This window comes from Paenibacillus sp. FSL R7-0345 (genome assembly GCF_038595055.1).
Taxonomy (GTDB): Bacteria; Bacillota; Bacilli; order Paenibacillales; family Paenibacillaceae; genus Paenibacillus_AQ.
Map to the genome: position 1 here is coordinate 6,524,571 of NZ_CP152002.1, position 13,583 is coordinate 6,538,153.

A 13,583-nucleotide genomic window follows, 5' to 3' on the forward strand; every position below is an offset into this window, starting at 1 on the left:
CTTCCTTACTCAAGCAGAAACGGATGTGCGTCCGGTCAGGAGCAGTATCCGTTTCTGTGAGAAAGCTTTATATCCAGGATTATTATTTCCCGTCGACGCGGGTCATAACCTGCTCTGTAAGGGCAGCCACCTTGTCTTTGGCATTCTGAAGCGATTCTCCGCGAACCGCAAAGTATACTTTAATCTTCGGCTCTGTACCGGATGGGCGCAGGCAGAACCAGGATCCGTCAGACAACAGATACTTGAGTACATTTTCCTTTGGCAGCCCGTTAAGACCAAGTGAATAATCGAGTACCTCCGTGACAGAGGCGCCGGCAATTTCCTGCGGCGGATTGCTGCGCCAGTCACTCATGATCCCCTGGATCTGGGCTACACCGTCCTTGCCTTTAAGAGTACGTGATTCCAGGCTTTCCAGGAAGTAGCCAAACTGTTCATATAGCTCCTGAAGCACATCATACAACGTCTTGCCCTGTGCCTTATAATAAGCTCCAGCTTCAGCAATCAGCATCGAGGCAAGCACGGCATCCTTATCTCGGGCATAGTTGCCGGCCAGATACCCGTAGCTTTCCTCATATCCGAACAGATAGGTATATTCACCGGACTGCTCGAACTGGGTCATTTTTTCTCCGATGTATTTAAAGCCTGTCAGTGTATTGAACACAGTTGCACCATAATGCGAAGCTACAGCGGCGCCCATCTCACTGGTAACGATGGTTTTGACAACCGCACCATTGCTAGGCAGCTTCCCCTGCTCCTGCAGACGGCTCAGGTAATAATGGATCATCAGCGCGCCCGACTGGTTACCGGACAACACTACGAACTTACCTTCATTATCACGGACAACAGCGCCCATACGGTCTGCATCCGGGTCTGTTCCGATCAGCAGATCGGCATTAAGCTCCTCACCCAGCTTGATGGCCAGCGTAAAGGCCTCGCGCTCTTCGGGATTCGGCGATTTCACAGTCGAGAATTCAGAATCCGGCTGTTCCTGTTCAGGAACGACGTGTACCTCGGTGAAGCCGATTTTGTTCAAAACACTGCGGACCGGCAGGTTGCCTGTCCCGTGCAGGGGAGTATAAACGATCCGGAAATCCTTCCCGAGCGCAGATGTAATCTCTTCGCGGGCAACACTGACAGCAGCTACTGTATCCGTAAAGGCTTCATCCTCTTGTTCTCCAAGCCAGTGCAACAGGCCTTGGCCTTCCGCTTCTTCCCGGGAAAGACGTTTAACACCATTGAAGGAATCCACCTCCAATATGTATGAAATCACCTTCTCCGCTTCATCCGGTACAAGCTGTCCGCCGCCGGCATTGTATACCTTATAACCGTTATACTCCGGAGGGTTATGGCTTGCCGTAATAACTACGCCTCCTGAAGCCTTCAAGTGGCGTACGGCGAAGCTCAGCTGCGGAGTGGAGCGCAGGGATGGAAATAAATGCGTTTCTATCCCGTTACCGGCCAGAACTAGCGCTGCTTCCAGCGTGAATTCCGGCGAGAACCGGCGTGAATCATGAGCGATCACGACCGAGGGTCTGCCTTCACCTGTATGCTGCTCAAGAATATAGTTAGCGAAGCCTTGGGTGGCTCTGCCCACAGTATAACGATTCATCCGGTTGCTGCCGGCGCCGATTACCCCGCGCAGACCGCCTGTACCGAATTCAAGATCTCTGTAAAAGCGTTCTTCCAGCTCCTGCGGGTCGTCCGCCAAAAGGTTCAGCTCTTGTCTGGTGTTTTCATCAACAGAAGGGTCCTGCAGCCAGCGTTGGAGTGTCTCTGCGGCTTTCGGGCTTAACTGAGTCATATGAATCTCTCCTTCTCCATCTATAATTTAGGGTAGTATAACTGGAATTAGCTGAGCGCAAACATAATTTCTCCGGAAGCCACGACCTTACCGTCAACTTTAGCGGTAGCCTGGCCTTTTCCGATACTTCCTTTGAGTCTGGTGATTTCTACCTCAAGCGTAAGGGTATCGCCCGGCACAACCTGGCCGCGGAAACGGAAACCGTCCAGCCCTGCCAGAAAGCCGATCTTGCCGCGGTTGGCTTCAACCCCGAGGATTGCTACTGCACCTACCTGAGCCAGTGCCTCTGTAATCAGCACACCCGGCATAACCGGATAGCCCGGGAAATGGCCGGCGAAAAACGGCTCATTCACCGTCACATTTTTGATGCCTACCGCCCGTTTGCCCATTTCAATTTCGATAATTTTGTCCACCAGCAGAAATGGGGGCCGGTGGGGGATTATTTCCTGGATTTCATTGATATTCAGCATTTAGGCAAAGCTCCTTTCGGATTTAACCGCGTCGTTTGGCAGTCCTGCAGCAGGCTGCAGCTTTATTCTTTGCTGATCCCTGCATAAAGTTGGACTGCTCCGGTAAAAACTATAAATATCCTTCACCACCTGCAGCAGTGGAGGTTGAGATAAGGGGCTTTCTCCGCCGCACGCGGCAGCTTGACGGAGAGGGCCCTTTTTGGGTTGTCAAAAGGAATCCCTTTCGCGGTCCCCGCAAAGGTTCCCGGTTGCTTCCCTATGAAAGCTTTGCCTGTCCTTAAGTCCCCACTCATTATACATTTTCCAGTATAAAAAAGAAAACTCCCCTGTACAACAAGGGAGTTCCAAAAAACGCGTAAATTAAGGTGCAAAGACCAGATCATAGACATGCTTCCATGTGCTCCATTGAAGCACATCGCTGAATTCTCTTTTGCCGATAATAACATATCCCGCAACTAATCCGCCGGCAAGAGCAGCAACCAGCAGGAGCGGAATAAGAAACCATTGGGTAATCGTCCACTTGGATACACCACGCCGTTTGGCGGGCTGCTGCTTGTCCTCTTCAGGCGTTGGTTTATTCTTAGCACTCATTCGGTCACCTACCCGCGCATATTATTGGCCAGGCCAAGCATCTGGTCACTGGAGGAAAGCGCACGGGCAGCCAGCTGGTAAGTGCGCTGAAGCTGCATGAGCTCCGTCATTTCCCTGCTTAAATCTACATTGGACTGCTCCAGATATCCCGAGCGGACGCCGAAAGCTGTCTCTTCACCGGGCTGACGCTGAAGAAAAGCCTGCGCTTCCGCTACACCCTCAGGCAACGCATAGAAGTTACCGTCCACAGCCTGCAGCGCCGTCTTGCTCAGCGGCTCCACAATCATGATTGTCCCCGCTACCTGCGCAGGTGCATTCTCGCTGGTCTTAGTAAGCACACGGCCCTTCTCATCTATTGCCGCACTGACATTTGCCGGCACCCTGAGCGGGTTACCCTCCGTGTTCAGCACCGGATTGCCTGTATTGTCCACCAGCATCATCTGCTGTGCATCTGCCGGATCGGGAGTGAAGTGGAAGTCCCCCTGACGTGTATACGCTATCCCGCCGTTAACCTGCACCCCGAACAGTCCGTTGCCCTGCAACGCCAGATCTGTCGGATTGCCTGTCTCCTGCAGCGGCCCTTCCTCCCAGTTGCTGGTTACCGAGGATACACGGACCCCGAAGCCCATATTGAAGCCAAGCGGCATACTGCGGCCAGGCTGGTCATAATCCTTGGACTGCTGCTGGACACGGGTCAGCACATCTTCAAAGGAGCCTTCCTTGCTCTTGTATCCATTCGTATTCATATTGGCGATATTGTCCGCTATGATATCCAGACGCTGCTGAAGACTGGACATAGAGACGGCCGCACCGATCGTCGAATTGTTCACAGGTCATTACCTCCTAAAATAACCCCACAAAGTGAGGCTTTTACATCGAAGCTGACTCAGGTACTTTGCGGGGACCCCGAATATATATTGATATGTTCAGAAAAAACTTGTCCGCCTTGCTCCGGCTTATACTCTGCCCACTTCATTGACGGCCTTCTGCAGGCTTGTGTCATAGAACTGGATTACCTTCTGATTGGCCTCATATGCCCGGTAAGCGGCATTCATATCTACGGTCACCTGGGTAGCATCAACATTGGAGCCTTCAACATAGCCCTGTTGCAGCTGAAGGTTGTCTCCGTCTTGTGCAAAACGGATCTCTGCCGCATCTGTATCATCAGCATGGAACACGCCATTACCGTCACGTACAAGCTCCTGCGGTCTTCCAACAATACTAATTCCGATCTTCTCTCCGGAAGGAAGGCCGGTAGCCGGGTCCAGCAGGTTACCCTGCCCGTCCACTGTGAAATCATCCATCGGTTCTGTCAGAACAAGCGGATTGCCTGCAGCATCCAGCACTTTGAAACCTCCGGAGCTAAGAACTTCGCCCGTTGCATTAACAGTAAAACTGCCGTTTCTTGTATATAAATTATTGCCTTCATTATCCTGTACAGTAAAAAAAGCCTGCGGCTGGTAAGTAACCTCGCCGTCCTCGCTTACATTTTTGCCCGATCCGTCAAATAGCATGTCCGCTCCAGTCGCGGGATCCTGAATCCGCAGATCAGCAGACAGCGCAAAATCAAACGGCTTGCCGCTCTCAATCAGATCGCCCTGCAAATACTGGGAAACGGCCTGTTCAGCGAATACCCCGGTATTGAGACGTCCGACCTGCTTCGTTGTACCGCCGCTCATTGCCGAGATCAATACATCAGGAAAAGCGTGGGTTACCGTATTAACCTGCTTGTACCCCGTAGTATTTAAATTGGCAATGTTCTGCGTAGCCGTATCATGTCTGCGCTGCTGTGTGACCATACCGGCAGCGGCCGTATACAATCCTCTGATCATGCGGGCAATTCCCCTTCCTGAATCTGCTGTTATCCCTTATATCGGCAGCTTAGAACTTTTTCTTAACAACCTTGTCCAAATGATCGAGCATCATTCCCGTTCCCTTAACGACACAGTGCATCGGATCTTCAGCTACCCAGACCGGAACATGAAGCTGTTCAGAGAGCAGCTCGTCCAGTCCGTTAAGCATCGCACCGCCGCCTGTAAGGACGACTCCGCGGTCAATAATATCTGCCGACAGCTCCGGCGGCGTACGTTCCAGTACAGACTTGGCTGCTGCCACAATCATTGAAACCGGGTCCCATAGTGCTTCCTTCACTTCGCCGGACGAAATGGTGAGCGTCTGCGGAAGTCCGCTGACCATGTCCCGCCCTCTGATGTCCATCTCGGATTTCATGCCGCCGGGGCGCACGGAGCCGATTGAAACCTTGATATCCTCTGCAGTCCGTTCCCCGATAAGCAACTTATATTTGTGTTTAATATATTTTAAAATGGCCTCATCGAACTTGTCCCCCGCGACTTTAATGGAGGAGGCGGTAACGATGTCGCCCATGGAGAGGACAGCTACATCCGTCGTTCCGCCGCCAATATCGACGACCATATTCCCGCTTGGCTGATAGATATCCATACCCGCCCCGATCGCTGCAGCTTTGGGCTCCTCCTCCAGATACACATCCTTGGCCCCGCTTCGTTCAGCAGCTTCCCGGATGGATTTCTGTTCAACGGAGGTAATATTTGTGGGGGCACAGATCAATATGCGGGGCTTGGAGTACCAGGTACGTCCGCCCACGCGGTCGATAAAATGCTTCAGCATCATTTCCGTAATAGCAAAGTCAGCAATGACTCCATCCCTGAGCGGACGGATCGTTGTAATATTGCCAGGTGTACGCCCGACCATCCGGCGCGCCTGCTCTCCTACCGCAAGGACCCGCTTCGTATCACTTTCAAGTGTGACCACGGAGGGTTCATCCAGAACGACTCCCCTCCCTTTTACATGAATGAGCACATTGGCAGTGCCGAGATCGATTCCGATATCCTTGCTAAGCATAATGAAAGAGCCCCCAAAGTGTTATTTTAAATGAAGAACAGTCCGTCTTGGAACATGAACTTAAGAATGCTACTAGCGCCTCATTCTTAAGTTCATCCTATATAGTACCAAATTTAAAAATACCATACTTTAGGGGGAGTATACAATGCAGTAAAGCTTAATTATTCCTTAAATAACTGAAAAATTCATGGCTTTGCGGCTACGGCAACCTCACGTTTTTTTCCTGTTGATTTTTTGTACTTGATCTTGGTGGCTTCTCCCCCCCGCAAATGCCGGATTGACTTATGATATTCAAGAATGTGCTTCACCTGATCTGCCAAATCCGGATTGATCTCCGGCAGCCGTTCGGTTAAATCTTTATGCACCGTGCTCTTTGAAACGCCAAATTCCTTGGCTATGGTCCGGACCGTATGCCTGGTTTCCACGATGCAGCGTCCGATTTTAATCGTCCGTTCCTTGATGTAATCGTGCACGCTCCCGCCTCCCAACTGTGGATAGTTTGGTACATTATATGAGGGGCGGGCCTATATATTCGCGCTTTCAGGGCGTGACAAGCCTATGAAAGCCCATTTTCTTTCCGGGACAACCGTTTGGCCTGCTGATTTATGGAATTAGGACTAAAGTTGCGCTTTTTAAAATATGTATTAAAGGTTACCCGTCTCAGGACGCATCAAAAAAACAGGGAGCGTATGCCCCCTGTCTCCTGCGGATATGATTAGCGCTGAGCCAGCAGATCGGACGGGTTCACTACCTTGCCGTCCTCGTACACTTCAAAGTGCACATGATTGCCGAGATCCTTCTCGATCTCACTGCGTCCCGCCGTTGCCAGCGTGTCGCCCTGCTTCACTTCATCGCCCTGCTTCACTTTAACATCGCCGAGGCTCTGATAAACGGTCTTCAGATTGCCCGGATGGGTAATCTCCACCACTTTGCCAAATACAGCAACTTCTTCGACACGGGTAACTTCACCGCTAAGCGCAGCTTTAACGTCAAACGTTTTGTTGTCTTCACGGGCGATATCGATGCCGACATTCGGCACGAAGGTGTCATTATACTGCACCATAGCCGCCACATGATTTTCCTCTGTACCATTTTCATCATAGAACGGCTTAACAACCTGCACTTCACTTGGACTGGCTACCGGCCAGGCCAGACTTTCTGCTGATGCGACAACTTCCAGCGCCTCCGGATCAGCGGGTGTGCCGGCTTCATTGCCGGTACCGCTGACGTTCTGCGACACAACTGCGGCGGTGTCAGGATCAAGCGGCTTCTGGCCGGCATCCTGATAGAACCACACCAAAGTTAGGATAAGAGCCGCTGCCGCCGTGTAGACTGCCGGGAATACCCAGCGTTTGGATAATGCTCTGTTCCATGAAGAAGGCTTGGCGCCTGAATCTCCCTGCTTGTTTTTGAGAGATTCATCATGGTTTTGCTTGTTTTTGTCTTGTTCATTCATAGTTTATCACCTCAGTAACCAGTGTTACCGGGCGGTTCGCTTTTATACGTATCTTTTAAGTTATTTTTTCAGGAGAGTTGAGACTTGGGAAAACTGGACTCCGCTATAGTAGTGTTTGAGAATTCCCGTGGCTGTACTCCCTTCCTTTGCCATCCCGTTTGCCCCCCATTGGCTCATCCCTACTCCATGCCCGTTGCCGTAAGTGGTAATCAGCACTTCACTGCCCTGGCGCTTCCAGGTGAACTGGCTGGAGCGCAGCCCCAGCTTCTCGCGTACCTCCCGGCCGGTGAATATCTTTCCGCCGATCGAGATTTCCTTCACCCGGTGACCGTCGGTTAACGACAGCACCACGGCCGGCAGTGCCGAGGAAGACGAGGATACGGGCTTCACCTTGCCTGCAGCCGCCAAATCCTGCGACGCAGGCAGAGCTGCCGGGTCCAGCCCCAGCTTGCCCAGCAGCTCGGAGGTGGTGAAGCTGACCGTGACCGCCAGATTCGGTGTAATCTCCAGCTCCCAAGGGCTGGCTACGCTGCGCAGATAAGGAACAGCCACATTCCAGTAGTCTTCCGAATTTTCGGTATAGCCTCCGCTGGAGGCAAAGAAGGAAGCCGTAATCGGCTGTCCTTTATAGGTCATGATCACCCCGCGCGTCTCAAGGACCGCGCGGCGCAGTTTGGCCAGCGCGGCGCTCTTGCCGCCGTGCTCCCAGTCCCGTTCCAGCACCGCCTGCGAGATGTAAGCCTGATGGCTTACTGTATCGCTTACGTCGGCCTCCGGAACGGGCACCCCGCTGTGGTCGCCGGCCAGCAGGCGGCGGACGATAAAGGTGCGGGCGGCCACGGCCTGGGCTTTGAGCGCTTCGAGCTCAAAGTCCGCCGGCATCTCGGCCGCCAGCACGCCGCTGACGTAGTCCTCCAGCGGCAGGGTCTCTATTTGTCCGCTCTGCGACAAATAGACGGTCACTTCCGGCTGCGGGACTTCCGCAGCAGCCTCTGCCGGCGAGGCCGTGGCCTGCGGCACGGCCACGGGGGCTGGCTCATGTCCTCCGCGCAGCGGGACAAGAGCCAGCGGCAGCAGCAGCCCCGCGAGCAGCGGGGCTGCCAGCCAGGCGGCGGGGGCGAGCCGCCTGATCCGGGGAGCGCGCGGCCGTGCAGCGCGCCGGAACTTCATTCTGCGTTTCAGGTAGCGGAACTCTCTCATCTCTTCTATGGCTCCTTCCGTAGGCACTGGTGATTCTTATAGATATGAATCTGCGGAAGCTGCTAGAACGTGATTTCTGAGAGTCAGAGAATCCCGGAGCACAAAAAAGACCGTCCGCCTAAGCGGAACGGTCTTCGAATGAACAATGAATTATACCCAGGTCGGCTGAACCTGGAAACGAGGCTTCAGCTCTTCACTTTTAGGAGCTTCCGGCTGAACTGCTTCTTCCTTCGCAGCCGCCGCCAGAGCAGCCGAATCCTGCAGGGAAATACGCCAGATGTCCGCGCCAAGTCCTGAAAGCTTCTCAGCCAGATTCACATAACCGCGGTCAATGTGATGGGTTCCGCTTACTTCTGTGGTACCCTCGGCAACAAGACCCGCCAAAATAAGCGCAGCCCCTGCACGCAGATCCGTCGCGCATACCTTGGCGCCCACAAGCTGGGCATTGCCGGTTACGATCGCAGAACGGCCCTCAATCTTGATTTCGGCATTCATGTTGTGGAATTCATCCACATGCATGAACCGGTTCTCAAACACAGTCTCAGTAACGACAGAGGTGCCTTCCGAACGGAGCAGCAGCGCCATCATCTGTGACTGCATATCAGTCGGGAAGCCAGGGTATGGCAATGTCTTCAGATCAACAGCCTTCAGCGGCTTGTCACTGATGACACGGATGCCGTTCTCGTCTGGAAGAATGGTTACGCCCATTTCCTCCATCTTGGCAATTACCGGACCAAGGTGATCGGCAATAGCGCCCTCAACATAAACATCGCCGCCGGTAATCGCTGCAGCCGCCATATAGGTGCCTGCTTCAATCCGGTCAGGGATGACATGATGCTTCACGCCGTGCAGGCGCTCAACGCCTTCAATACGGATAACGCCGGTTCCCGCACCGCGGACAATGCCGCCCATGCCGTTCAGATAGTTGGCCAGATCGACAATCTCCGGCTCTTTTGCGGCGTTCTCAATTACAGTAACACCTTCCGCGAGTGCTGCGGCCATCATTATATTCTCAGTTGCGCCTACGCTGGCCACATCCAAATAGACCTTGGCTCCGCGCAGACGGCCGTTAGATTTAGCTTCAATGTAACCCTGGCCCAGACTGATCTCGGCACCCAGCGCTTCAAAGCCCTTCAGATGCTGGTCGATCGGTCTTGTGCCGATTGCACAGCCTCCCGGCAGTGAAATGCGGGTATGGCCCATACGGGACAATAGCGGGCCCATGACTAGGAAGGATGCACGCATTTTGCGCACCCATTCATAAGGCGCTTCACAGGAGGATATGTTTCTGGCATCCACCTCGATGATATCGTTCTGGTATGTAACACCCGCACCCAGAGATTCCAGCACTTTGCTGATGGTCATTACATCGTCTAGCGGAGGAGCGTCTACAATAACGCTGACTCCTTCTTCTGCCAATAGAGAGGCGGCTATGATCGGTAGTACGGAATTTTTTGCGCCGCTAACTTTCACGCTCCCGGTCAATCTGTTGCCACCGCGGACGATAAATTTGCTCATTTCGGTTTCCCTCCGCGTCCATTATTTCTTAATTTAATTTTTGAAGGTAAGATGCATCTGTTAAAATATCGGATATTCCGTCATTGCGCCCGATGTGCGGGCACGTTCCTTAAACATCAGTGTTGACATAATAAAACCTTATTATTCGACACCATTTTTGCCGTCTGGGCCTAAGACAGATATAACCAAACCACCTGCCATTAAAACATGTTGCGGATCTGCCCGCTCCAGCCCAGGTAATCCAGCAAAAAGCCAGCCACGAAGTGGCCCAGAACGATGGCCAGCAGCAAATGCAGCAGTCTGCCCTGAGGGCTCTTGGGATATCTTATGACCAGATCGAGCTTAAGGTTCTGAAGTGCCCACCAAGATAAGACTACACAGAGCAAAGAAACGATCATGGATACCAGACCGCTGGTACCGACCGCACTGGACAAATCTTCAACCAACAATTGATCCATGGAAAACCTCCGTGTAAGTTACTTGGAAATCGACTCTTATATCATACTTGTGCAGGTCAAAAGAATCCAGTACTTTTACAAAGTTTTAAACATTACATGCCCGAATAGCCTGGATTGTTACGAGATTTTCATAATATTTGCAGTACCGTACCATGAAAAAGCGGTCAAGCCTTAGGCTTGACCGCTGAATTGCTACTGTTGTCCTTTTCCGGTGGACACTTTAATCCGTGTAACAGCGCGCTGAAGCGCAAGCTCCGCACGGCGATGATCAATCTCGTCCTGTTTGCTGCGGGTCTGAAGGCGGCGCTGAGCGCGTTCTCTGGCCGCTTCGGCGCGTTCAACGTCGATGTCCTTAGGCAGCTCGGCGCTTTCAGCCAGAACTGTCACTTTATCTTTGTGCACCTCTACGAACCCGCCATGAACAGCGATAGTGGTCGTAACGCCGTCCGATTTGACAGTGAGCGGAGCAACCTGAAGTGGAGTCACCAGCGGAATATGTCCCGGCAAAATGCCCAGCTCCCCGTCAACTCCGCGTACTGTCAGGCTGGTAACCTGCTTGGAGTAAACGAGATGCTCCGGTGTGACAATTTCAAGCAGAAAGGTATTCACTTCCATTCCTCCTAAAAGCTTAACATCGTTAAGCTCACATCGTAAGCATAAGCTTAAGCTTTACGAAGTAAAGCTCGCTATCGAAAGCTTAATCTTAACAAAATTACATGGATTTCGCTTTTTCGACTGCTTCTTCAATCGTACCTACAAAGAGGAAGGCTGCTTCCGGAAGATCATCGTGCTTGCCTTCCAGAATTTCTTTGAAGCTGCGTACAGTTTCTTTGATAGGCACGTATTTGCCCTTGAAGCCGGTGAATTGTTCAGCTACGTGGAATGGCTGGGACAGGAAGCGTTCAACTTTACGGGCACGGGCCACGATAACCTTGTCTTCTTCACTCAGCTCATCCATACCCAGGATCGCAATGATATCCTGAAGTTCAGTATAACGCTGCAGCAGCTGCTTAACGCCTTGTGCCACATTATAGTGCTCATCGCCGACAATTTCCGGAGCGAGGATACGCGAGCTGGATGCCAGCGGATCTACCGCAGGGAAAATCCCCTTCTCGGAAATCTTACGCTCAAGGTTGGTCGTTGCATCCAAGTGGGCAAACGCCGTTGCCGGAGCCGGGTCAGTATAGTCATCCGCCGGTACGTAGATCGCCTGGATCGAAGTAACGGAACCCTTCTTGGTGGAAGTGATGCGCTCCTGCAGCTGACCCATTTCTGTAGCCAGTGTAGGCTGGTAACCTACCGCAGACGGCATACGGCCGAGCAGGGCGGATACTTCGGAACCCGCCTGGGTAAAGCGGAATATGTTATCGATAAAGAGCAGCGTATCGCGGCCTTCCACATCACGGAAGTACTCTGCCATGGTCAGACCGGTCAGAGCTACACGAAGACGTGCGCCCGGCGGCTCGTTCATTTGTCCGAATACCATTGCGGTTTTCTTGATAACGCCGGAATCCGTCATTTCATGATAAAGGTCGTTCCCTTCACGGGTACGTTCACCAACACCGGCGAATACGGAGATACCGCCGTGCTCTTGCGCGATGTTGTTGATCAGTTCCTGAATCGTTACGGTTTTACCAACGCCGGCACCGCCGAACAGGCCAATTTTACCGCCTTTGGCATAAGGGGCCAGCAGGTCGATAACCTTGATTCCTGTTTCCAGGATTTCCGCTTGGGTGGACAGCTCATCAAATGTCGGAGCCAGACGGTGAATCGGGTTGCGCTCTGCGACTACTGCAGCGCCGTTATCAATAGGATTGCCCAGTACGTTGAACACGCGGCCAAGTGTAGCTGCGCCAACTGGTACGGAAATCGGTCCGCCCAGGTCAATAACCTCAAGTCCGCGCACCAGGCCGTCCGTGGACGACATAGCGATACAACGAACCAGATTGTCACCCAGGTGATTGGAAACCTCAAGAGTCAAATCAATCGTACGGCCATTTTCCAAGCTGGTTTCAATCTTGATAGCGTTGAAAATCTCGGGCAGCTGGCCGCGTTCAAATTCAATATCGACAACCGGACCCATAATGCTTACAACGCGTCCTTTGTTCATCTTATTATTTCCCTCCTCGAAAGCTGTTGCATTGAGAAGAAACGGGAAGGCCTTCACCAAGCTCCGGCGCCCGTTTCCATTGTTTAAGACTGCGCGTTCGCTCCGGCCACAATCTCGGTAATTTCCTGGGTAATAGCCGCTTGACGGGCACGGTTATAAGTAAGTCTGAGTTCACCGATCATCTTCGATGCGTTCTTCGTGGCACTGCCCATCGCGGTCATTTTTGCACCGAGCTCACTGGCTTTGCCGTCGAGAACCGCACTATAAATCAGGGTTTCCGCATATTTGGGAAGCAGCACGCCGAGTACACCTTCAGGAGAAGGCTCATATTCGTAACTGGCACTTGCCTCGTGATGTTCCCCTGCACCTACAGTATCCATTGGGAGCAAGCGGTCTACGGTCGGCACCTGGCTGATCGCATTTACGAACATGTTATAACAGATATACAGTTCGTCGTACACGCCTGTTTCGAACTGCTGTACCGCCGAAAAAGCAATCGACTTGATGTCGGAGAATTTCGGTGAATCGGACAGTTCTGTTATTTCCTCTACAATCGGATACTCACGGCGGCGCAAAAAGTCGCGGCCTTTACGGCCGATCACGAACAAAGCATACTCGTCTTTGGATTTATGCTTTTCTGCCAGGAGCATTGTCACCTTACGCAGAATATTGGCATTGTATCCGCCGGCGAGGCCTCTGTCGGAGGTAACGATAAGATAAGCAGTCTTCTTCACGGGACGGCTCACCAGCATCGGATGGCTAATCCCCTGGGTACCGGCAGCAATGTTCGCTACAACCTCTTTCAGCTTCTCCGAGTAAGGACGGGCAGCTTCCGCTTTTTCCTGCGCTTTGCGCAGTTTTGAGGCGGCTACCATTTCCATTGCCTTGGTGATCTGTCTGGTGTTTTGAACGCTCTTGATTTGACGTTTAATATCACGCATGCTTCTTGCCATGATTTCACCACCTTAAAGCTTTGACGAAGTCAAAGCTATCTTCGTAAGCGTAAACTGAGCTTTAACAAAGTTAAAGCTATCTTTGTAAGCATATCCCGGAGCTTCGGCAGTGCCAACGCCCCGGTTCAGGCTATGTTTGTATGTGT

General features: G+C 52.4%; 14 protein-coding genes. All 14 read right to left on the reverse strand.

The window, feature by feature from the left end:
* Nucleotides 1-82: 82 nt before the first annotated feature.
* Entirely contained in the window at nucleotides 83-1,801 is a 1,719-nt protein-coding gene (locus NST84_RS28285) for a phospho-sugar mutase (RefSeq protein WP_342563335.1), read from the reverse strand.
* Nucleotides 1,802-1,848: 47 nt separating this feature from the next.
* On the reverse strand, nucleotides 1,849-2,271 hold the full coding sequence (fabZ, locus tag NST84_RS28290; RefSeq protein WP_068728016.1) for a 3-hydroxyacyl-ACP dehydratase FabZ: 423 nt from the start codon (nucleotides 2,269-2,271) through the stop codon (nucleotides 1,849-1,851).
* A 360-nt stretch (nucleotides 2,272-2,631) separates the two neighbouring features.
* Entirely contained in the window at nucleotides 2,632-2,862 is a 231-nt protein-coding gene (locus tag NST84_RS28295; RefSeq protein WP_342563336.1) for a DNA-directed RNA polymerase subunit beta, read from the reverse strand.
* Nucleotides 2,863-2,870: 8 nt separating this feature from the next.
* Nucleotides 2,871-3,692: a flagellar hook-basal body protein gene (locus tag NST84_RS28300; RefSeq protein ID WP_342563337.1), complete on the reverse strand. Its 822-nt coding sequence runs from the start codon at nucleotides 3,690-3,692 to the stop codon at nucleotides 2,871-2,873.
* 126 nt (nucleotides 3,693-3,818) lie between these two features.
* The gene (locus tag NST84_RS28305; protein ID WP_342563338.1) at nucleotides 3,819-4,694 is read right to left on the reverse strand and encodes a flagellar hook-basal body protein; all 876 of its coding nucleotides are present in this window, start codon (nucleotides 4,692-4,694) and stop codon (nucleotides 3,819-3,821) included.
* Between the two features lie 49 nt (nucleotides 4,695-4,743).
* The gene (locus tag NST84_RS28310; protein WP_342563339.1) at nucleotides 4,744-5,742 is read right to left on the reverse strand and encodes a rod shape-determining protein; all 999 of its coding nucleotides are present in this window, start codon (nucleotides 5,740-5,742) and stop codon (nucleotides 4,744-4,746) included.
* A 185-nt stretch (nucleotides 5,743-5,927) separates the two neighbouring features.
* Complete coding sequence (gene spoIIID, locus NST84_RS28315; RefSeq protein WP_342563340.1) at nucleotides 5,928-6,215, reverse strand: sporulation transcriptional regulator SpoIIID; 288 nt, start codon at nucleotides 6,213-6,215, stop codon at nucleotides 5,928-5,930.
* A gap of 242 nt (nucleotides 6,216-6,457) precedes the next feature.
* Complete coding sequence (locus NST84_RS28320) at nucleotides 6,458-7,198, reverse strand: M23 family metallopeptidase (protein WP_342563341.1); 741 nt, start codon at nucleotides 7,196-7,198, stop codon at nucleotides 6,458-6,460.
* A gap of 60 nt (nucleotides 7,199-7,258) precedes the next feature.
* Complete coding sequence (gene spoIID, locus NST84_RS28325) at nucleotides 7,259-8,398, reverse strand: stage II sporulation protein D (protein ID WP_342563342.1); 1,140 nt, start codon at nucleotides 8,396-8,398, stop codon at nucleotides 7,259-7,261.
* A 150-nt stretch (nucleotides 8,399-8,548) separates the two neighbouring features.
* Nucleotides 8,549-9,916 carry a UDP-N-acetylglucosamine 1-carboxyvinyltransferase gene (murA, locus tag NST84_RS28330; RefSeq protein ID WP_342563343.1) on the reverse strand — a complete coding sequence of 456 codons (1,368 nt, stop codon included), beginning with the start codon at nucleotides 9,914-9,916 and terminating at the stop codon, nucleotides 8,549-8,551.
* Nucleotides 9,917-10,116: 200 nt separating this feature from the next.
* Nucleotides 10,117-10,374: a DUF1146 family protein gene (locus tag NST84_RS28335; RefSeq protein ID WP_342563344.1), complete on the reverse strand. Its 258-nt coding sequence runs from the start codon at nucleotides 10,372-10,374 to the stop codon at nucleotides 10,117-10,119.
* 192 nt (nucleotides 10,375-10,566) lie between these two features.
* Nucleotides 10,567-10,983 carry a F0F1 ATP synthase subunit epsilon gene (locus tag NST84_RS28340; protein ID WP_342563345.1) on the reverse strand — a complete coding sequence of 139 codons (417 nt, stop codon included), beginning with the start codon at nucleotides 10,981-10,983 and terminating at the stop codon, nucleotides 10,567-10,569.
* 103 nt (nucleotides 10,984-11,086) lie between these two features.
* Nucleotides 11,087-12,484, reverse strand: coding sequence for a F0F1 ATP synthase subunit beta (atpD, locus tag NST84_RS28345; protein WP_342563346.1), 1,398 nt, complete (start codon nucleotides 12,482-12,484; stop codon nucleotides 11,087-11,089).
* Nucleotides 12,485-12,567: 83 nt separating this feature from the next.
* A complete protein-coding gene (gene atpG / locus NST84_RS28350; RefSeq protein WP_342563347.1) occupies nucleotides 12,568-13,437 on the reverse strand; it encodes an ATP synthase F1 subunit gamma in 870 nt (289 codons plus the stop codon).
* Between the last annotated feature and the right edge of the window lie 146 nt (nucleotides 13,438-13,583).